We start from the raw sequence: 20,034 nt of genomic DNA, 5'->3' as shown, positions 1-20,034 counted from the left end.
ACGGAAGGACCTGACATGAGCGCCTCCACGCAGATCCGGCCCCGGGCGACGATGCCCGCGGCCCCCGCCCGCCCCGGACAGCGCCGCGCGCGCCTCCGGTCGACCATCACCCGCTGGCTGTTCGTCGTGCCGGCCGCGGTCTTCGTGGCCGTCTTCTTCGGCTACCCCGTCGTCAAGAACGTCCTGATGTCGTTCCAGGACTACACGACGAAGACCTTCTTCACCGGCGAGGCCCCGTGGGTGGGCCTCGCCAACTACGTCTCGGTGTTCAGCAGCTCCGTCTTCACGACGAGCGTCGTCAACACCGCGCTCTTCACCGCCGGCTCGATCGTCCTGCAGTTCGTCCTCGGACTCGGGCTCGCCCTGTTCTTCCGGCGGCACTTCCCGCTGTCGGGGTTCCTCCGTGGCCTCCTCCTGCTGCCGTGGCTGCTGCCGCTCATCGCGTCGAGCGCGGTGTGGAAGTGGCTCCTCGACCAGGACAGCGGGGCGCTGAACCAGCTGCTCGGCGTGGTGGGCATCGGACCGGTGCCGTGGCTGGTCAGCCCGAGCCTCGCCCTCATCGCCGTGATCGGCGTCAACGTCTGGCTCGGCATCCCCTTCAACACGACCATCCTGTACAGCGGACTGCAGTCGGTCCCACCGGAGCTCTACGAAGCGGGCGCCCTCGACGGCGCCACCGGCTTCAAGGCGTTCTGGTACATCACCTGGCCGAGCATCCGGAGCGTCGTGAGCGTCGTGATCGTGCTCGGCGTCGTCTACACGCTGAAGGTCGTCGACATCATCCTCGGCCTGACCGGAGGCGGTCCCGCGAACTCGACGCAGACGCTCGCCACGAACGCCTACCACCAGTCGTTCATCAACTTCCAGTTCGGCATCGGAGCCGCGGTGAGCAACGTGCTCATCGTCGTCTCGTTCGTCTTCGCGATGGTCTACATCGCGATCTCCCGGAAGGCGGTCGACGAATGAGCGTCGGACTCGCGAACCAGACCGTCACCGTCACCCGCGCGATCACGACGAAGCGGAGCGCTCGGGCACCCCGCCCACGTCGCACCGCGAAGGGGTTGCCGTTCACGATCCTCGGGATCGTGTTCCTCGCGATCATGATCTTCCCCGTGTACTGGATGGTGAACACGAGCCTCCAGGCCACCTCCGGAGCCGCCACCGCGACCTGGTTCCCGTGGAACCCGACGTTCGCCGGCTACCAGGCGGCGTTCCAGCAGCAGGGGCAGAACTTCGTCTCGAGCATGATCATCGGCCTCGGTACCGTGGTGCTGACGCTGGCGATCGCGACCCCGGCGGCGTACGGGCTCGCCCGGTTCCGGATGCGCGGCACGAAGGTGTTCCTCCTCGTGCTGCTCATCACGCAGATGATCCCCGGCATCGTCATCGCGAACGCGCTCTACACGCTGTTCAACAACGTCGGGCTGCTCAACAGCTACGTCGGCCTGATCCTGGCCGACAGCGCCGTACAGGTCCCGTTCGCGATCCTGCTCATGCGCGCGTTCATGGAGTCGATCCCGCCGAGCCTGGTCGAGGCCGCGCTCGTCGACGGCGCGAACGACCTCCGCGCGTTCGTCTCCATCGTGCTGCCGATCAGCCGCAACGCGATCGTCACCGCCGCCCTGTTCACGTTCCTCGGGGCGTGGGGCGACTTCCTCATCGCGCTCACCCTCACATCCACCGACGCCGTCCGCCCGATCACGCTCGGCATCTACAACTACATCGGCTCGAACGTGACCGACTGGGGACCCGTCATGGCGACGTCCGTCCTCGCGTCGCTCCCGGCAGCCGTGCTCCTCATCGTCGCCCAGCGCTACATCTCCGCCGGGGCGCTCGGTGGGGCGGTCAAGTGACGACCGCCACCGCCGACGCCCCCGCGACCACCCAGCCAGGAAGGCCCACACCATGACCACCACCCCGTTGCGCATCACCGTCTGGGGCGAGAACGTCCACGAGCAGGTCGAGCAGCACGTCGCCGAGCGCTACCCGGACGGCATGCACGGCGCGATCGCCGACGGCATCCGCGAGAACCTGCCCGACGCCGTCGTCCGCACCGCCACCATGCAGGAGCCCGAGCACGGGCTGACCGACGCCGTGCTCGCCGAGACCGACGTCCTGACCTGGTGGGGGCACGCCGCCCACGCCGACGTCGACGACGCCGTGGTCGACCGGGTCCACAAGCACGTGCTGTCCGGCATGGGCCTCGTCGTCCTGCACTCCGGCCACTGGTCGAAGATCTTCGGCAAGCTCATGGGCACGACCTGCACGCTGCGCTGGCGGAGCGAGCACGACCAGGAGCTCGTCTGGACCGTGAACCCGCAGCACCCGATCACGCGCGGCGTCCCGAACCCGATCGTCATCCCCGAACAGGAGATGTACGGCGAGTACTTCGACGTGCCCACGCCCGACGAGCTGGTCTTCATCTCCGGGTTCACCGGCGGCGAGGTCTTCCGGAGCGGCATGACCTACCGCCGCGGCCTGGGGAAGATCTTCTACTTCTCCCCCGGTGACCAGGACTTCCCCGTGTACCACCACCCGGACGTCCGACGGGTGGTCGCCAACGGCGCCGAGTGGGCGCGACCGGAGCGCGAGCGGGAACTGCCGACCCTGCGCCGCTATGACCTCGGTGAGTACTTCGAGGGCCAGCACTACCGTGGGCCGTTCGACGACGCCCCGGACGAGGACGAACCCGCCGCCGCCGACACGGACGCCCACGAGGGAGCCCGCGCATGACCGACCACGCCCCGCTGCGGGTCGTGCAGGTCGGCGCGGGTGGCATGGGTCGCGCGTGGCTCGGCACCGTCGCCGCCGACCCGGACGTCGAGCTGGTCGGCATCGTCGACCTGGACCTCGACGCCGCCCGCTCCGGGGCCGAGCTCGCCGGGGCCCCGACGATCGCCGTGGGCCGTGACCTGCCCGCGCTCCTGGCCGACACCGGCGCCGAGGCGGTCCTGGACATCACGGTGCCCGTCGCCCACCACCCGGTCACGATGGACGCCCTGCACGCGGGGCTCCCCGTCCTCGGCGAGAAGCCGGCCGCGCAGACCGTCGCCGAGGCGCTCTCCCTCGCCGCCGCCGCCGAGGCGACCGGCCAGCTGTTCATGGTGTCGCAGTCGCGCCGGTACAACGACCAGCTCGTCGCGTTCCGACAGCACGTCCGCGCGCTCGGCGGGGTCGGCAGCCTGAACACCCGGTTCGCGAAGGCTCCGCACTTCGGCGGCTTCCGCGAGGAGATGGACGACGTCCTGCTGCTCGACATGGCGATCCACGCGTTCGACTCCGCCCGGTACGTGCTCGAGCGGGACCCGGTGTCGGTGTACTGCGAGTCGTGGAACCCGTCCTGGTCCTGGTACCGCGGCGACGCGAACGCCGCGGCGGTGTTCACCTTCGAGGACGACGTCCGCTACGTCTACGACGGCTCGTGGTGCGCGCCGGGCGACGAGACGTCGTGGAACGGCGACTGGCGGGCGACCGGAGCCTCGGGCTCGGCCGCGTGGGACGGGGACCACGACCCCTCGAGCGTCGTCGACGACGCACCCGGCGCCCCCGAGGCGGCCCCCGGTGTCGGCACCGAGATCGCCGGAGCGCTCGCGTCCTTCGTGCGGGCGGTCCGGACGGGCAGCACCCCGGACGGCGAGGTGCACGGCAACGTCATGAGCCTGGTGATGGTGGACGCGGCGATCGCCTCGGCCCGCTCGGGACAGCGCGTCGTGGTCGACCACGTGCTCGAGCAGGCCCACGCGACGGCGCTCGAGGTCGAGCGGGACGACGCGGTCCGCGAGCGGCTCGCCGCGTGGGGGTCGGTGCGACAGGCGCTCGCGGCGGCGCCGGACCGGACGCCTGCCGGTTGAGGTGGGGCGGCGTCCGTCACGACGCAGGGACGGACGGGAGGCGCGGTGCGGGCAGGCACCGCGCCTCCCGTCCGTCTGCACGCACGTACGCACGACGGGCGCAACCGCGCGTACCGAGCGGAACCGCGCGTACCAGGCGGAACCGCGCGTACCAGGTCGTTCGTTCCGACCAGGTATGCGCGGTTCCGCTTCCCACTCCGTGCGCGATGGGAAGGAACGGGCGCGAGCCGGACCCCGGACTGTACGTCCTGACAGTTCCACCTGCGTACGACCGCCGGAAACCTGTGGGACAACTCAGCAGGGTCGGATGTCCGAGGCCCCCACGAGGGGGTCACGACGACAAGGACACCATGACCTCCCAGCACCCCGCACGACGGCGGCGCACCGCACGCACGGTCGGAGCCGCCACCGCGGCCCTCGCCGCGATCGCCGCCAGCACGATGGTCGGCTCCGTGCCGAGCGCCTCTGCCGAGGAAGCGCCGCTCATCGCCTCCGGCACGACGACCTGGCAGTACCTCGAGGACGGCAGCGACCCCGCCGCCGGCCAGACCGACCGCACCGCGTGGACCACGGGCGCCCTGCCCAGCGGCGACTGGAAGACCGGAGCCGGATCGTTCGGCGCGAAGAACGGCTCGGCGACGGGCATGGGCGGCGGGCACACCGTCGACACCCTGCTCGAGCAGTACCTCGCCGACGGCAAGGACGTCCCGACGTACTTCTTCCGGACCTCGTTCGAGGCGGACGCCACCGACCTCGCCACCTGGCGGTCGCTCACCGCCGAGGTCACCTACGACGACGCCCTCGTGGTCTTCGTCAACGGTCAGCGCGTCGCCGGCTTCGAGGACTCCGGTGTCGCCCAGAACGTGCAGTACGCGGGTGACAACGGCGGCGACCCGGACGAGAGCACCTTCTCGATCGACGCCTCGGTGCTGCACGAGGGCACGAACGACATCGCGGTCGCCCTGTACCAGGGCCGGTCGAACAGCTCCGACGTCTACTTCGACATGGAGTCCCTCGTCCCCGTCGCCGCGGACGTGCCGGCGCAGATCTCGGACGTCGTCATGACGGTCGGGTCGGACGAGCGCTCGCGGAACCTGGCGTGGTACTCCGACTCGACCGCTGCCGAGGTCGCGCAGGTCGTCCCCGCGTCGCAGCTCGTCGACGGTGCCTTCCCCGCCGCCGGTGCCACCGAGGTCGCGAGCACCTCCGGCACCGCCACCGACGGGCAGCAGTACCACCACGCGACCCTCGGCGGGCTGGCGGCGTCCACCGAGTACGCCTACCGCGTCGGCAGCGAGTCCGACGGTTGGAGCCCGGTCACCACGTTCCGCACCGGCGACGGTGACGGTGACTACTCGTTCATCTTCATCGGTGACGCCCAGATCGGTGCGTCCGGCGACGCCGCCGCGGACACGCAGGGCTGGAAGGACACCCTCGACACCGCCGAGCGGGCCTTCCCGGACACGGAGATGGTGTTCTCCGCCGGCGACCAGGTGAACACCGCGTCGAACGAGGCACAGTACGAGGGCTTCCTGTCGCCCGACCAGCTACGGCGGATCCCGCTCGTGACGAACATCGGCAACCACGACGTGGCGAGCCTGGCGTACGAGCAGCACTTCGCCCTGCCCAACGTCAGCAGCGAGCACGGCAAGCCCGACGCCACCCGCGCCGGCGGCGACTACTGGTTCGTCCACGGCGACACGCTCTACATCTCGTTCAACTCGAACGACAAGGACGACGCCGGTCACGCGGAGTTCGCCCGGAAGGTGCTGGAGGAACACGGTGACGAGGCCCGTTGGAAGGTCGTCACCTTCCACCACTCGGTCTACAGCACGGCGTCGCACTCGGACGACTCGGACATCATCACCCGCCGGGCCGACCTGCCGCCGGCACTCAGCGCCCTCGACGTCGACCTCGTGCTCATGGGCCACGACCACGTCTACGTCCGCAGCTACCTGATGAGCGGCACGACACCGGTCGGCTCCGGTGCCCCTGCGGAGACGGTCACGCCGACCGGCGACGAGGTGCTCTACGTCACGGCCAACTCGTCGTCCGGCAGCAAGTACTACGACATCAAGCCGGGGCCGTTCGACTTCGCCGCGGTGCAGAACCAGGAGTACACGCCGAACTTCACGAACGTCGAGGTCTCGGATGACGAGATCGCGATGACCACGTACCGCTCGGCGGACATGTCGGTCGTGGACAGGGTGACGCTGCAGAAGCCGGCGGAGCCCACCGACCCGAGCGACCCCGGCACCGACCCGGCCGACCCGGCCGACCCCGGCACCGACCCGGCCGACCCGGCCGACCCCGGCACCGACCCGGCCGACCCCGGCACGGACCCGACGGCACCGGCTGACCCCGGCGCCGAGCCCGGAACCGACCCGACGGCCCCCGCGGACGACGCCCCGGTCGCCGCCGACCTCGCCACGCTGAGCGAGGCGACGCACACCCTGCGCGTCGACGCCGTCGACGAGGAGGCCGGCACCGTCACGGTCACCGTGCCCCGGGCCCTCGCCGGCGCGCCCCTCGACTGGTTCGTCCACTCGGACGCCGAGTACCTCGGTGACGACCCGAGCGACGACGACGGCGTGCTGACGCTGCGGCTGCCGGTCGACCTCGAAGCGGGGACCCACACCCTCGTCGCCCAGCGCGCCGACGGCTCGGTCGCGACCTGGGGCACCTTCGCGTACGTCGTCGACCCGGTGACCGGCCGTCCGACCGGCGAGCTCGCTCTCACGGGAGCGGACGTCCTGCCGCTCGCCGCGGGCAGCGCCCTCGCGGTGGCCGCCGGTCTCGGCATCGCGCTGGCGGCCCGACGCCGTCGCGCCTGACGCCACCACCGACGGGAGGCGCGGTGCGGGTCGGACCCGCACCGCGCCTCCCGTCCGTGTGCCGGTCCGTGCCCTCCGTCGTCCGGAGTGGACCGGACGGGGTCAGCGCGGGATGACCGAGAAGAGGAACCGCTTCCGGATCATGTACCAGACGAGCAGGATCAGCACCGTGTGCGCGGCGAAGCCGATCCAGCCGTTGTACCAGTCGACGCCCGGGATGGACGCGATGGCCAGGGCGAAGAAGACCTGCCAGACGAACACGTAGAGGCTGGCCTGCCCGATCGGGATCCAGAGCCACCCGATGACGGCGTTGATCGGCTTCCAGAACACCGTCAGGATCGCGTACGACACGATCGCGAAGAACGCGATGTCGACCAGACGGCCCCACTGCAGGTCGACCCGCTGGTAGGCGGTGTTGTAGAGGTCCTCGTACATCGACGCCGGGAAGGGCACGGGCGTGAACCCGTACTGGTGCGCCGCCCAGACGTAGACCAGGAACAGCGCGTACCCGGTGACGCCGATGCCGACGAGCACCTTGCCGAGCCGCCCGGTCAGCGCGGTGATGATCTGCCGCCGGTAGTAGCCGAGCACGAGACCGTGTGTGAACACGACCTGCCAGATCAGCAGCGGGAACACCCCCTCGAACTGCGCGGCCAGTGGCTGGAAGTCCGGGTTGAGCACCTGGAACGCGTAGAGGCCCCAGCTCACCAGCAGCAGCGCCCACCAGAAGCCGCGCTTGATGACCCACATGAAGACCGGGATGAACAGGCTGAGCACGACGAACAGACCCATGATGTTGAACGGCCACGGGCCCATCTCGAGCAGCAGGAACTGCCGGATCGCGTACCACGGCGGCGGGTAGGACAGCAGCTGCATCGCGTTCGGGTAGAGGTCGTACACGCGGCCCTCGGCCCCGACGCCCCCGGTGCCGGTGCCCCGGTCGGTGAACGTCGTGATCGCGTCGGTGTTCAGGAAGGGCACGAAGCTGAGCGCGAAGACGACCAGGATCACCCCGAGCGTCACGAGGTACTGCTTGCGCGCCCGCTTCCACGCGCCGACCGCCGCCACCCACTCGCCGAACTTCTTGATCGCGAACGGGTACGTCATGCCGAGCACCATGCCGGACAGGAAGACGAACATCTCGGCACCGGTGATGGCGCCCGTCGCGTGCAGGGTGATGTACGAGTACGGGCCGCCGATCTCGATGTGCGTGATCACCACCGCGAGGATGATGAACCCGCGGAACAGGTCGAGGCGCAGGTCGCGGCCGGGCTTGCCGTCGTCCGGGTACCGCCAGCTCGGCAGCAACCGCCCGACCAGTCCGCTCAGCAGGAACGCCGCTGCCAGGCCGAAGGCGCACCAGACGATCCACGCCATCTGGTCGCCGCCGGTCTCGTACTCCTGGCTGATCGCGGCGGCGCCGTCCTGCGGGGTGACCCGGTCGGTGACGGGGCCGCCCTCGAAGCGGTCCGTCGCCTGCAGGTCGGTGCGGAACGACCCGGCGACGCCCGGCACGGCGGTGTTGCGCCAGTCGGCGACGCGGTTGCCGGCCTCGGGCTCGCGACGGTTCGTCTCGAGGAACGTGACACCGCGCACCTCCGGTCGGTCCTGCACGGCGGCGAACACCTGCTGCCACCAGGAGCGCTTGACCTCGAGCTGGCTGTCACCGTTCAGCGAGTGGTCGTACAGCGCTCCGGTGTCGAGCAGCATCGGGCGGTCCTCGCCCTGGGCGAACCGCTCGGTGAACGTGCCCTCGGACTGCGGTTCCTGGTAGCCCCAGGTCTCGTCGAAGCGCGCCTCGACCTCGCCGGCGCTCGGAGCCTCGTTCGTCGTGAGCGGGACGTCGCGGCCGGCGGCCTCGGTCGACTTCCCCTTGCCGAAGAAGAACATCGACAGGCCCACCCAGTCGACGCTCGACGCGCCGGGCCAGTACGGCCCGTACGGGTCGTCGGCCGCGTCGAGTCGCCCGTCGCCGTTCGTGTCGGCCTTGGCCACGTCGACGGCCGAGAGGTCCTCGAGCCGTCCCGCGGACTCCCCGAAGGGGTAGCCGGCGCCGTACGACGGCGACCACACCATCGCCGCATCGGAGTCGCCGCGGTGCACGACCCCGGCGAAGGTGCGGAAGGCGCTGACGTAGGCGGTCGGCTGCTGGCCCCAGCGGACCCACGTGCCGTTCATCTGCGGTGCGAACCGGACGAGCACCTGGGTGTCGTACTGCGCGTGTGCCTCCTCGAACAGCCGGTTCGCGGCCCGAGCGTCGTCACGGGTCAGGGATCCGAGCGACTGCGTCGGGGTGAGCGACACGACCAGCACGGCGCCCCGCGCGGCGGCGGCGCGGGTCGCGCGCTCGTACTGTTCCCGCGCCGTGCGGTCGAAGGGGTAGTCGAGCTCGACGCCGTACATCGACGGGTCGGCACCGAGCCGTCCGGCGTAGCCGTCCGGGGCGTCCGGCCCCCAGTCGAGGTCGGGTCCGTACCAGGCCAGACCGTCGGCCGGCAGCAGGCCGGCACCCGTCCGGGAGGCGCTGGTCGCCGTACCAGGTGCGGTCGCTCCGGACGCGGGCGCCGGTGACGTCGGGTCCGGTGACGACGTCGGGTCGGGTGACGCCGTCGGGTCCGGTGACGACGTGGCTACGACGGTCGCCGGCGCGGTCGCTGCCGACGCGGGGAGCGCTCCCCCGAGCAGCAGCATCGCCACGACGACGAGGAACGCGACGGCCTTCGCCAGGGCGGCGCTCACCGGTTGCACGCCAGCGTCCAGATGTTGTGGCCGCCGGTGTGCTCGTGCTCCAGGCGGTCGAGCGCGGCGATCGCGAGGGCGAGCCCCCGACCGCTCTCCTCGTCGGGATCGGCCATCGTCACCGCGGACAGGTCGACGTCGGCGGGGCGACCGTTGTCGGTGAGCACCGCCACGAGCTCGGCGTCCGTGGCGGAGAGCTCCACCGTGTACCCGCGGCCGGCCTCGACGTCGGTGCGACGGGTGTGCTCGACGATGTTCGCGGCGATCTCGGCCAGGGCGGTCTCGAGCGAGAAGCGGAGGCGGGGATCGTCGATGCCCAGCGAGTCCCACCAGGTGCCGAAGCGGTCCTGCACGACGTCGAGGGACTCGGCGACTGCGGGCACGTCGAAGGTCAGGTGGTGGTCGGTCACAGCGGGCCTCCTGCCGTCGAGGACACGTGCTCGGACTGCGCGGTGCCCGGTCCGGGTCCCCGGTAGAGCACCGCGCGGATCACGATGCTGAAGATGAACAGGTCGAAGACGACCCACGCGGTGTTCACGAGCGGCGCGATGCCCTCCGCCTGGCCGGTCGCGTAGCGGATCGCGATCATCACGAGGGCTGCGACGAGCGCTCCCATCGCGTACAGCTGGGGCTTCACGAGGTCCCACCGCGGGCGCTGGTCGGACTCGTCCTTCACCTTCGGCGTGACCCGGAAGCCCAGGGGCTTGCCGCGGAACACGTTCTCGAAGGCGCTCGTCACCGACTCGATCCAGACGGGGAACAGTGCGAGCGAGTACTGCTGCCCGCGCCACGTCGGTCTGCCGGCCGCCACCACCCAGAACAGCAGTTGGTTGAGCACGAGGAACGGGATGAGCCGGACGAAGAAGTCGACGCTGTACGCCTGCACCGGCACGACGCCGAAGGACAGGCACAGCACCGGGGCCGCGATGTACACGATCGCCGCGAAGCCGGACAGGTAGCTCCACATCGTCGAGAAGTACATGAGCCGCTGTCCCCAGGACAGGCCCTTCTGCACGAGGGGGTTCTCGCGGAAGAACACCTGCATGGTGCCCTGCGCCCAGCGGAGGCGCTGCACGAGCATGGTCGGCAGGTCCTCCGGCGCGAGCCCCTTCGCGAGGATCTCGTCGTGGTACGCCGACTTCCAGCCGAGGCCGTGCAGACGCATCGCGGTCGCCATGTCCTCGGTCACCGAGATCGTCGCCAGCGGCATGATCGGCTGGGCCTCGTCGTCGCGGTTGACGTCGAGTGCGCGGGCGAGCACCGCGATCGACTCGATGGCGGCGACGGGCGAGGCGTCCCGACGACCGAGCACGTCGAGCGCGGCGTCGTCGAGACCGGCGAAGGTGTCCGCCTCGGTCGACATCGCGGCGAGCTCCTGCAGGTCGCGGCGGACGGACTCGAGGTCGTCGGCGGCGAAGCGGTACGCGATGGCGTCGATGCCGCGCTGGAAGTCGTAGGTGACGCCGCCGAGCGGCTCGCCGCGGTCGATCTGCTCCCGCGCCCGGTCGACGACCTCCTCCGCGTTGTCGAGTGCCTCGAGCACCCGCGGGTCGGTCTCGGTCTCCCGCGCACGGGCGAGCAGCTTCCGCGCGGTCTTGATCGTGCGCTCGACGGACTCCTCGACCTCGCGCACGTACCGGGTGACGCCGAGCTGCATGAGCGCCTCGCGCCGGAGGATCGCGTTCGACCCGCAGAAGAACGCGGCGTTCCAGCCGTCCTTCGACTGCTGGATCGGACCGTAGAAGAGCGGTGCCTGGCTGCCGAGCAGGTCGGCGTCCGGCACGTTCTCGAACCACTGCGGCGTCTGCACGAGCGCCATCTTCGGGTCCTTGAAGTAGCCGAGCGTGCGGTCGAGGATCGACGGCTCCGGCACCTGGTCGGCGTCGAGGATGAGCAGGAACTCGCCCTGCGTCGCCAGCAGCGCGTTGTTGAGGTTGCCGGCCTTCGCGTGCCGCGGACGGTCGATCCAGTCGGCACCACGGGTGATCACGCCGATGCCGAGCGACTCGGCGGCGGCGCGCATCTCGGGGCGGTTGCCGTCGTCGAGGATCCACGTGGCGTGCGGGTGCGTGATCGCCTTCGCCGCGCGGGCGGTGCGCACGACCAGGTCCACCGGCTCGTTGTAGGTCGTGATGAACACGTCGACCGTCACGTCACCGTCGGGCTTCGTCGGCGGCTCTCCCCGCTCGCGGAGGCGCCAGGCGCCGAACGCGAAGAGGAGCGAGTCGATCACGCTGTAGGTCTCGGCCAGGATGAGCGGCACCGCGATCCACCAGGAGTGCCAGTTCACGGACGCGGCCCAGCGCCAGACGATGTAGTTCACGCCCGCGATCGACGCGAGGAGCGCGACGGTGCGCACGGTCGCGAGCCGACGGGTCGGGGTGCCGGTGGTGAGTCGGCGACGGTCCTGACGGCTGACGTCGAGCGCGGTCATCGGCGTCCTTCCCTGCTGCAGCCGGACAGCGCTGGTGAGTGCGCTGCGTACCAGCCTGTCTACCGCAGGGCCAGCCCGTCTGTCAGCCCGCAGCCCCGATCTGGGGCGGGGAACCGCCGTGTCGGCCCCGATCGAGCCCCAGGTCGTGCGCCAGGCGGACGACGACCTCGTCGAAGTAGGCCGCCGGATCGGTGACGGAGCCGACCGCATGCCCGAAGAGCTCGAAGGACAGGACACCGAACACCGTCGTCCAGGCGATCAGCGTCCGCAGGACGACCTCGGGGGCGGGGTCGCCGTGGAAGCCGCGCGCCCTCGTGTACGCGACGGCGTCCGCGATCGCGGAGGCCGTGCCGGGTCGGGTGTCGACGGCCGGACCCGCGCCGAGCCTCCAGTCCGGGGGCAGGTCGGACCCGGCGACGTCCGCCCACGCGTCGGTGACGATGCGGACGAGCACGTGCGTGGTGCGCGACGCGGGCTCGATCGTGTCCTGCGGCGCGACGTAGCCGGGAACCGGCGAGCCGTAGAGCAGCGCGAAGTCACCGGGGTGCCCGACCGCCCACTGCCGGACGGCACGGCAGGCGGCGACCCAGCGGCCGACGTGGTCCCCACGGTCGACGGGTGCCTCCGCGGCCTCGACCGCGGCGCCCAGCTCGTCGTAGTCGAGCACGAGGAGCGCGGTGAGCAGGTCGTCCCGGCTCGGGAAGTACCGGTAGACGGCTGACGACACCATGCCGACGTCGCGGGCCACGGCGCGCAGGCTCAACTGCGCCGGCCCCTCCTGGGTCAGGCGCGCGCGGGCTGCCGCGAGGATGCTCGCGTGCACCGCCTCGCGAGCCAGGGACCGGGCCGTGCGAGCCTTCTCCACCATCCCTCCAGCCTGCCACGGGAGAGCGGTGCACACAATCGAGAGCATTGCTCTTGCGAATGGAGCACACAGGCCGCATGATGAGTTTCGAGAGCACTGCTCTCCCAACCATCAGGAGGAACCATGACCCGTCACCACGTCGTCGTCGGCGCCGGCCCCGTCGGCCGCCACACCGCGGCCCTGCTGTCCGAGCGGGGTGACGAGGTCGTCGTCGTCACCCGGTCCGGGCGCGACACCGGGCTGGCCGGCGTCCGGCACGTCGCGCTCGACGCCTCGGACGCGGATGCCCTCACGGCCGTGACCGAGGGCGCGGCGGCGCTCCACAACTGCGCGAACCCGGGCGACTACACGGAGTGGGAGCGCGTCTGGCCACCGCTCGCGACGGCCCTGCTCGCCACGGCCGAACGCACGGGCGCCGTGTACGCGATCACCGGCAACCTGTACCCGTACGGTCCCGTCGAGGGCCCGATGCACGAGGGGCTGCCCGATGCCGCGACCGACCACAAGGGCGTCCTGCGCGCTCGGATGTGGGCGGACGCACTGGCCGCGCACCGTGCAGGGCGGATCCGCGCGGTCGAGGTACGTGGTGCGGACTACGTCGGCCCGGGGACCGGGCAGAACGGGCACGTGACGCGCGTGCTCCCGGCCGCGATGCGGGGGCGGGCGGTCACCGTCATCGGCCGGTCCGACCAGCCGCACTCGTACACGGACGTCGGCGACGTCGCCCGGCTGCTCGTCGCGGCCGTCGACGACGAGCGGGCCCACGGCAGGACCTGGATCGTGCCGACCAACGCGCCCCGCACGCAGGAACAGGTGCTCACCGAGGTCCTGCGCTCGGCGGGCCGCCCCGCCGTCCGCGTGCGGTCCCTGCCGATCGGGCTGCTCCGCGCCACCGGGGCCGTCGTGCCCTTCATGCGCGAGGTCGCGCAGCTCGGGTACCAGTGGACCGCGCCCTACGTCGTCGACGACCGCGCTGCGCGCGCCCACTTCAGCATCGAGCCGACCCCGTGGGACGAGGTCTGCCGGCGCACCGTGGACGGGCTCACGGCCTGAGCGCGACGGGCGGGAGGCGGGGCGCACCTCCGCCGTGCTCCCGGCGCCGGTGGTCGCCCGGCTGCCGCGCACCCCCGGCACGGGTCCGGCCACCCCGCACCAGGGGCGGGGTCAGCGACCCGGTTCCGGGGGCGACGGGTCAGCGGTGGCGCGGCTTCCGGTACGAGCGGTCGTCGCCGTCGTCGTCACGGCGCGGACGGTCGTCACGACGCGGCGCGCGGGGCCCGCGGTCGTCGCGGTCGTACCGGCGCCCGCCGCCCCGTCGGTCCGGCTTGATCTCGATGAGCTTGCCGCTGATCCGGGTGTCCGACAGCCGGTCGAGCACGCCCGGGTCCATGCTCTCGGGCAGCTCGACGATCGAGAAGTCCGGGCGGATCTGGATGGCACCGAAGTCGTCGCGTCGCAGGCCGCCCTCGTTCGCGAGCGCACCGACGATCTGCCGGGGCTCGACGCGGTGGCGACGACCGACCTCGATGCGGTACGCCGTCATCGGCTGCGAGCGGCGTGGTCCGCGGTCCTCGCGAGCGCCACGGTCGTCGTCACGGTCGCGTCGTTCGCCACGGCGGCCGTCCCGCTCGACCTGGTTGCGGAGCTGGTCGTCCGCGGGGTCGAGGAGCAGCGGCGAGTCGCCCTGCGCCACGACGGCGAGCGCGGCCGAGACGTCCTCGGCAGGGACGTCGTGGTTCCGGACGTAGTGCGCGATGACGTCGCGGAACTTGTCGATGCGGTCCTGCTGCTCGAGCGCCGCGGTGATCGCGTCGTCGAAGCGGCTCAGGCGCGTCTCGTTGACGTCCTCGATCGTCGGCAGCTGCATCTGCGTGAGCGGCTGCTTGGTGTGGCGCTCGATGGCCGACAGCAGGCGGCGCTCGCGCGGCGTGACGAAGCTGATCGAGTCGCCCTTGCGGCCCGCGCGACCGGTGCGGCCGATGCGGTGGACGTAGGACTCGATGTCGACGGGGATGTCGAAGTTCACGACGTGGGTGATGCGGTCGACGTCGAGACCACGGGCGGCGACGTCGGTGGCGACGAGGATGTCGAGCTTGCCCGACTTCAGCTGGTTGACCGTGCGCTCGCGCTGCGCCTGGGCGACGTCACCGCTGATGGCCGCTGCGGCGTACCCCCGGGCGCGGAGCTTCTCGGCGAGGGTCTCGGTCTCGCTCTTCGTGCGGACGAAGATGATCATGCCCTCGAAGTCCTCGACCTCGAGGATGCGGGTGAGCGCGTCGACCTTCTGCGGGTACGACACCATGAGGTAGCGCTGCGTGATGTTCGCGGCGGTCTTCGTCTTGGTCTTGACCGTGATCTCGGACGGGTCGTTGAGGTACTGCTGCGAGATGCGGCGGATCTGCGCGGGCATCGTCGCCGAGAACAGCGCGACCTGCTTGTCGTCCGGCGTCTCCGCGAGGATCGTCTCGACGTCCTCGGCGAAGCCCATCTTGAGCATCTCGTCGGCCTCGTCGAGCACGAGGTACTTCAGCTCGGACAGGTCGAGCGTGCCCTTCGCGATGTGGTCCATGATGCGACCGGGCGTCCCGACGACGACGTCGACACCACGGCGGAGCGCGGACAGCTGCACGCCGTACGCCTGGCCGCCGTAGACGGGCAGGACGTGCACGTGCTTCATGTGGGACGCGAACTGCTCGAACGCCTCGCAGACCTGCAGTGCGAGCTCACGGGTCGGGGACAGCACCAGCGCCTGCGGCACCTTGCTGCCCGACTCCATGCGGGACAGGATCGGCAGCGCGAACGCGGCGGTCTTGCCGGTACCGGTCTGCGCGAGGCCGACGACGTCGCGCCCCTCGAGCAGCGTCGGGATGGTGGCCTCCTGGATGGCGGAGGGGGTCTCGTAGCCGATGTCCTTGACGGCCTTGAGCACCGGGTCGCTCAGGCCGAGGTCGGCGAAGGTCACCACGGGCCCCTCGTCGGTGGTCTCGGTGGTGGTGGCGGTGTCCGTGCTCATGCGGAAACGGTATCTCGGATGGCGGCCGCGTGGTGACGCGGGAGGGGCGGACGGGAGGCGCGGTGCCGACCCGCAGCGCGCCTCCCGTCCGCCACGGGGGCTCCACAAGTAGTTGCACAGTGGAACCATCGGATGTATCGTTGCGCGGTCTGCAAAGTTACACAGCACGAAAAAGGAGTTCGATGACCGCCACCGCACCCGTCCCGGTGCAGCCCGGCCGCCACGCTGCCGGGCCCGACGCGGCCGCCGGGACGACCGGCGCCCCCGCGACCGGCACCCCCGGTCAGCAGCCGCTCATGACGCACCGCCAGATCCTCCTCGTGATCTACGGCCTGATGGCGGGCATGTTCCTGTCGTCGCTCGGCCAGACGGTGTTCGGCACGGCCATCCGCACCATCGGCGACGACCTGCACGGGCTCGACCAGCAGGCGTGGGTCACCACCGCCTACCTGATCACCTCGACCATCGCGACGCCGATCTACGGCAAGCTCTCCGACATCTTCGGCCGCCGGCCGCTCTACATCTTCGGCATCGTCGTGTTCATCCTCGGCGCCGTGCTGTCCTCGATGTCCACCTCGATGCTCATGCTCGCGGCCTTCCGCGCCGTGCAGGGCATCGGTGCGGGCGCGCTCATGTCGCTGCCGCTCGCGATCATGGGCGACATCCTCGCCCCGCGCGAGCGCGCGAAGTACCAGGGGTACTTCCTCGCCGTGTTCGGCATCTCGTCCGTCATCGGTCCGCTCATCGGTGGTCTGCTCGCCGGCTCCTCCGAGATCCTCTGGATCACCGGCTGGCGCTGGGTGCTCCTCATCAACGTGCCGATCGGCGTCGCCGCGCTCATCATGGTGATCGTCTTCCTGCACCTGCCGAAGGTGCACGGCACGGGCGACAAGCCGAAGGTCGACTGGTGGGGCGCCACGGCGGTCATCGTCACGCTGGTCCCGCTGCTGCTCGTCGCCGAGCAGGGCCGCACCTGGGGCTGGGGCTCCCCCGCCGCCATCGCGAGCTACGTGATCGGTGCCCTCGGGCTGGTCGCGCTGCTGCTGATCGAGTCGAAGATGGGCGACGCGGCGATCATCCCGCTGAAGCTCTTCCGCTCGGGCACGTTCTCGATGGCGACCGTCATCGGCTTCCTCGTCGGCTTCGCGATGTTCGGCGCCATGCTGACCATCCCGCTCTACCTGCAGATCGTCGTCGGCCTGACCCCGACCGAGTCCGGCTTCGCGACGCTCCCGCTCGTCGGTGGCCTGATGATCGCGTCGATCACCTCGGGTCAGATCGTCGCCCGGGTCGGCCGCTACCGGATCTTCCCGGTCATCGGCACGTTCCTCGTGTCGGCCGGCTACGTCGTCCTGACCTTCATGACGATCGACAAGCCGCTCTGGTTCCTCATGATCGGCATGTTCCTCATCGGCCTCGGGCTCGGCTCGGTCATGCAGTCGCTGACCCTGGCGTCCCAGGGGTCGGTCGAGGCCCGGGACATGGGCGTGGCCACGTCGTCCGCGACGTTCTTCCGCCAGATCGGTGGCACGCTCGGCACCGCCGTGCTGCTCTCCGTCCTGTTCTCGGTCATGCCGAACAACATCCTGACGGCGACCGCGAACCGGGCCGACCTCAAGCCGGCGCTGTCGGCGGCGCTCGACCCCGCGGTCGCGAGCAAGCCGGCGAACCAGGGCGCGATCGACAAGATCTGGGCCCCGATCACCACCCCGCTGCAGCAGAGCGTGCAGTCGCAGCTCGACGACGCATCCGCACAGGCGAAGCAGGCAGCCGACCAGGCCGTCACGCAGCAGGTCACCGCGGCCGTGCAGCAGCAGGTCGCCGCCGGCGCCGTGCCCGCAGCCGCGGCACAGACCGTGATCGACCAGCAGGTCGCGGCAGCCACCCCGGCCGCCGAGTCCACCGCCCTCGAGGCCGTGGCGGACAAGGCGCACGCCAGCGTGCAGGACGGCACCGTCTCGGTCGACTGGTCGGACGCCTCGCAGCGGTCGTACTGGGTCGACGAGCTCACGCCGGCCCTGGCGGAGAAGATCGACGACGGCGCCAGCTCGGACTCGTCGGCGACCAGCACGAACGACACCTCGTTCCTCACCGGTGCCGACAGCCGCCTCACGCGGCCGTTCATGGCGGGCTTCAACGCCTCGTCCGTGACGATCTACTGGGTCGGCCTCGGCGTGATCCTGCTCGCGTTCGTGCTCACGTGGTTCTTCCGCGTGCCGCCGCTGCGTCAGCGTTCGGCACTGCAGGAGCAGCACGACGCCGCCAACGGGTCGGCCTCGTCCTCGTCCTCCGACGAGGCGTCGCCGGAGGCCGAGCTCGAGGCCCGCGCCGGACTCGCCGCGGCCGAGGCCGGATCCTTCACCGGGCCGATGACCGGCTCCACGCCGACCCAGCGTCGGTGACCCCCGGGCCACCCGCACCCCGCCCGGGTGCGGGTGGCCCTCCCCACCGGCCCCGGCCGGCAGAACCCGGGCCACCCGGACCGACGAGCCCCGCAGGGGCCGACCGGGCGGCCGCCCAGCACCCCAGGAGTGCACGTGAGCACCACAGCAGCACCGGAGCCGGCCACCACGCCGTGCACGTTGCGCGAGCGGAAGAAGCAGCAGACCCGGCAGGCGCTCCACGACGCCGCCCTCACGCTCGTGTCCGAGCACGGTCTCGACGGCGTCACCGTCGAGCAGATCTGCAGCGACGCCGACGTGTCGCCGCGCACGTTCTTCAACTACTTCACGTCGAAGGCGCACGCGGCACTCGGTCTGGACACCGTGGAGGTGCCCGAGTGGGCGGCGTCGCGGTTCGCCGAGGCGGACGGCCGACTCGTCGACGACCTCTGCACGCTCATCGCCGCGACCGTCCCGCTGTCCCAGGACCGGCGGCGCATGAAGGAACTCCTGGTGCTCCGCCCCGAGATGGCGCCGATGGTCATGCAGTGGATGGCCGAGTCACGACAGTCGCTGCTCGCGACGGTGTCCTCGCGCACCGACGAGCAGACCGCCCGGACCGCCGTCGGACTGGTGCTGTCCGCACTGTCCGAGGTCGCGCACCGCGACACCGTCGGCGACAGCGAAGAACTCGCCGTCAAGCTGCGCGCCGTCGTCGCCGAGATGGGCGCGATCGCCTCCGCCTGACGTCGCACCGCGCGCACGACACGGTGGCGTCTCGACCGCCCCTGGCCAGCCGGGGCCGGCAGCGGTACGGTCAGCGCATGGACGGCGCAGCCCCGACCCCGTACCTCGTGCTCCCCGGCACCGCTCGTGTGGCACTGGCGCGGTGGCAGCAGGTCTTCGGAGGCGAGGTCCGGATCGCCTCGTACGGCGACTTCGCTCGTGACGACGGTCCGCCCGAGGCGGTCGCGCACGGCGAACTGGTCGGCCCCGTCCGGGTCTTCGCCGCAGACGCCGGCCCCGACGACACGACGTTCACGGCGGCGGGGCTGCTCTTCTCCCTGCTCGGCGCCGACTCTCCCGAGGTGCTCCGTCGGTGGTTCGCCGACCTCGCGACCGACGGCACCGTCGTCGACGCACTGCAGGAGCGTCCGTGGGGTGACTGGGACGGCACCGTGCGCGACGCCTTCGGGGTCACCTGGCTCATCGGCTTCGAACGCACGGCGCTCGACGCCTGACCCGGAACGAGGTCGCTCGCGTGATCAGGCGTCGTCGAGCGGCAGCAGGGGCGCCCAGAACGCGTCGGGCCCGTCCGCGACGACCGCCTCGCGCTCGAAGCGGAAGCCGTACTCGCGCACGAAGTCGAGGGCCGCGGCCTGCTCGTCCTCGGCATCGTCCGACGCGGCGTCGAACAGGTGCACGCCGTGCCCCATCCGCACCCCGGAGTCGCTGATGACGGTCAGGTCCCACCGCCCCTCCTCGGCGCGCTCGATCCGGACGACGGCGGCCTGTGCAGCGGTGAAGTCAGCCATGCCGCGAGCCTACGGACCAACGGCCCGCGCACGTCCAGCGATCACTCCACCCGTACCCTGAGCGCATGGACACCCTCCAGCCGTCCGGCACGACGAAGCGCCGGGTCACGCTCGACATCGGTCGCCCCGCGCTGACGTGGGGCGCGCGACCGACCGTGACGATCGACGGCATCGGGCACCCCGCCCAGTGGGGCGCCGGCACGTGGGCGGTCGCCGAGGACGGCAGCACGGTCGTCGGGGTGTACTGCTACAACCGGTTGTGGCGCTTCGGTGCCGCCAGCGCACGCGTCGGCGACGCCGACGTCCTCGTCTACCGCTCCGGCGCGCTGACGCCCCAGCCCACCACGACGTGAGCCAGGAGGCGCGGTGCCGGTGGGCTGCC

At 71.2% G+C, this 20,034-nt stretch carries 16 protein-coding genes; 10 read left to right on the top strand and 6 right to left on the bottom strand.

Annotation, left to right across the window (positions count from 1 at the left end; all coding sequences use genetic code 11):
- Positions 1–15 precede the first annotated feature (15 nt).
- The 5 genes from DEJ22_RS03205 to DEJ22_RS03185 all read left to right on the top strand — a co-directional run bounded on the left by DEJ22_RS03205 (position 16) and on the right by DEJ22_RS03185 (position 6,685).
- Positions 16–966, top strand: a complete 951-nt coding sequence (locus DEJ22_RS03205; RefSeq protein ID WP_502862240.1) for a carbohydrate ABC transporter permease — start codon at positions 16–18, stop codon at positions 964–966.
- Positions 963–1,853, top strand: a complete 891-nt coding sequence (locus tag DEJ22_RS03200) for a carbohydrate ABC transporter permease (protein ID WP_111226611.1) — start codon at positions 963–965, stop codon at positions 1,851–1,853. Before DEJ22_RS03205 ends, DEJ22_RS03200 begins: the two co-directional genes overlap by 4 nt.
- A gap of 52 nt (positions 1,854–1,905) precedes the next feature.
- Entirely contained in the window at positions 1,906–2,733 is an 828-nt protein-coding gene (locus DEJ22_RS03195; RefSeq protein WP_111226612.1) for a ThuA domain-containing protein, read from the top strand.
- Positions 2,730–3,851, top strand: coding sequence for a Gfo/Idh/MocA family protein (locus tag DEJ22_RS03190; RefSeq protein WP_111226613.1), 1,122 nt, complete (start codon positions 2,730–2,732; stop codon positions 3,849–3,851). The genes DEJ22_RS03195 and DEJ22_RS03190 overlap by 4 nt, the downstream gene beginning before the upstream one ends.
- 350 nt (positions 3,852–4,201) lie before the next feature.
- Complete coding sequence (locus DEJ22_RS03185; RefSeq protein WP_111226614.1) at positions 4,202–6,685, top strand: purple acid phosphatase family protein; 2,484 nt, start codon at positions 4,202–4,204, stop codon at positions 6,683–6,685.
- A gap of 102 nt (positions 6,686–6,787) precedes the next feature.
- Here the strand turns inward: DEJ22_RS03185 and opgC are convergent, their stop codons facing one another.
- The 4 genes from opgC to DEJ22_RS03165 form a co-directional block, all read right to left on the bottom strand.
- Entirely contained in the window at positions 6,788–9,424 is a 2,637-nt protein-coding gene (gene opgC, locus DEJ22_RS03180) for an OpgC domain-containing protein (RefSeq protein ID WP_111226615.1), read from the bottom strand.
- Positions 9,421–9,834, bottom strand: coding sequence for an ATP-binding protein (locus DEJ22_RS03175; protein ID WP_111226616.1), 414 nt, complete (start codon positions 9,832–9,834; stop codon positions 9,421–9,423). Before DEJ22_RS03175 ends, opgC begins: the two co-directional genes overlap by 4 nt.
- On the bottom strand, positions 9,831–11,858 hold the full coding sequence (locus tag DEJ22_RS03170; protein WP_258379576.1) for a glycosyltransferase: 2,028 nt from the start codon (positions 11,856–11,858) through the stop codon (positions 9,831–9,833). The genes DEJ22_RS03175 and DEJ22_RS03170 overlap by 4 nt, the downstream gene beginning before the upstream one ends.
- An 82-nt stretch (positions 11,859–11,940) precedes the next feature.
- A complete protein-coding gene (locus DEJ22_RS03165; RefSeq protein ID WP_111226617.1) occupies positions 11,941–12,726 on the bottom strand; it encodes a TetR/AcrR family transcriptional regulator in 786 nt (261 codons plus the stop codon).
- Positions 12,727–12,846: 120 nt separating this feature from the next.
- On the opposite strand from DEJ22_RS03165, the gene DEJ22_RS03160 reads away from it, so the two are divergent.
- Entirely contained in the window at positions 12,847–13,776 is a 930-nt protein-coding gene (locus DEJ22_RS03160; protein ID WP_111226618.1) for an NAD-dependent epimerase/dehydratase family protein, read from the top strand.
- Positions 13,777–13,915: 139 nt separating this feature from the next.
- Here the strand turns inward: DEJ22_RS03160 and DEJ22_RS03155 are convergent, their stop codons facing one another.
- On the bottom strand, positions 13,916–15,736 hold the full coding sequence (locus tag DEJ22_RS03155) for a DEAD/DEAH box helicase (protein ID WP_181430715.1): 1,821 nt from the start codon (positions 15,734–15,736) through the stop codon (positions 13,916–13,918).
- 182 nt (positions 15,737–15,918) lie between these two features.
- On the opposite strand from DEJ22_RS03155, the gene DEJ22_RS03150 reads away from it, so the two are divergent.
- The 3 genes from DEJ22_RS03150 to DEJ22_RS03140 all read left to right on the top strand — a co-directional run bounded on the left by DEJ22_RS03150 (position 15,919) and on the right by DEJ22_RS03140 (position 19,358).
- Positions 15,919–18,138 carry an MDR family MFS transporter gene (locus DEJ22_RS03150; RefSeq protein ID WP_111226619.1) on the top strand — a complete coding sequence of 740 codons (2,220 nt, stop codon included), beginning with the start codon at positions 15,919–15,921 and terminating at the stop codon, positions 18,136–18,138.
- A 135-nt stretch (positions 18,139–18,273) separates the two neighbouring features.
- Positions 18,274–18,864, top strand: coding sequence for a TetR/AcrR family transcriptional regulator (locus tag DEJ22_RS03145; protein ID WP_111226620.1), 591 nt, complete (start codon positions 18,274–18,276; stop codon positions 18,862–18,864).
- 77 nt (positions 18,865–18,941) lie between these two features.
- Positions 18,942–19,358, top strand: coding sequence for a VOC family protein (locus tag DEJ22_RS03140; RefSeq protein ID WP_111226621.1), 417 nt, complete (start codon positions 18,942–18,944; stop codon positions 19,356–19,358).
- Positions 19,359–19,382: 24 nt separating this feature from the next.
- Here DEJ22_RS03140 and DEJ22_RS03135 read toward each other — a convergent pair whose 3' ends face one another.
- On the bottom strand, positions 19,383–19,652 hold the full coding sequence (locus DEJ22_RS03135; RefSeq protein WP_111226622.1) for a hypothetical protein: 270 nt from the start codon (positions 19,650–19,652) through the stop codon (positions 19,383–19,385).
- Positions 19,653–19,717: 65 nt separating this feature from the next.
- On the opposite strand from DEJ22_RS03135, the gene DEJ22_RS03130 reads away from it, so the two are divergent.
- The gene (locus DEJ22_RS03130; protein ID WP_111226623.1) at positions 19,718–20,005 is read left to right on the top strand and encodes a hypothetical protein; all 288 of its coding nucleotides are present in this window, start codon (positions 19,718–19,720) and stop codon (positions 20,003–20,005) included.
- Positions 20,006–20,034: the final 29 nt, after the last annotated feature.

Source organism: Curtobacterium sp. MCSS17_007 (assembly GCF_003234175.2).
Lineage (GTDB): Bacteria > Actinomycetota > Actinomycetes > Actinomycetales > Microbacteriaceae > Curtobacterium.
Note: the sequence above shows the minus strand (reverse complement) of the source record. Positions and strands in the feature narration are given on the sequence as shown.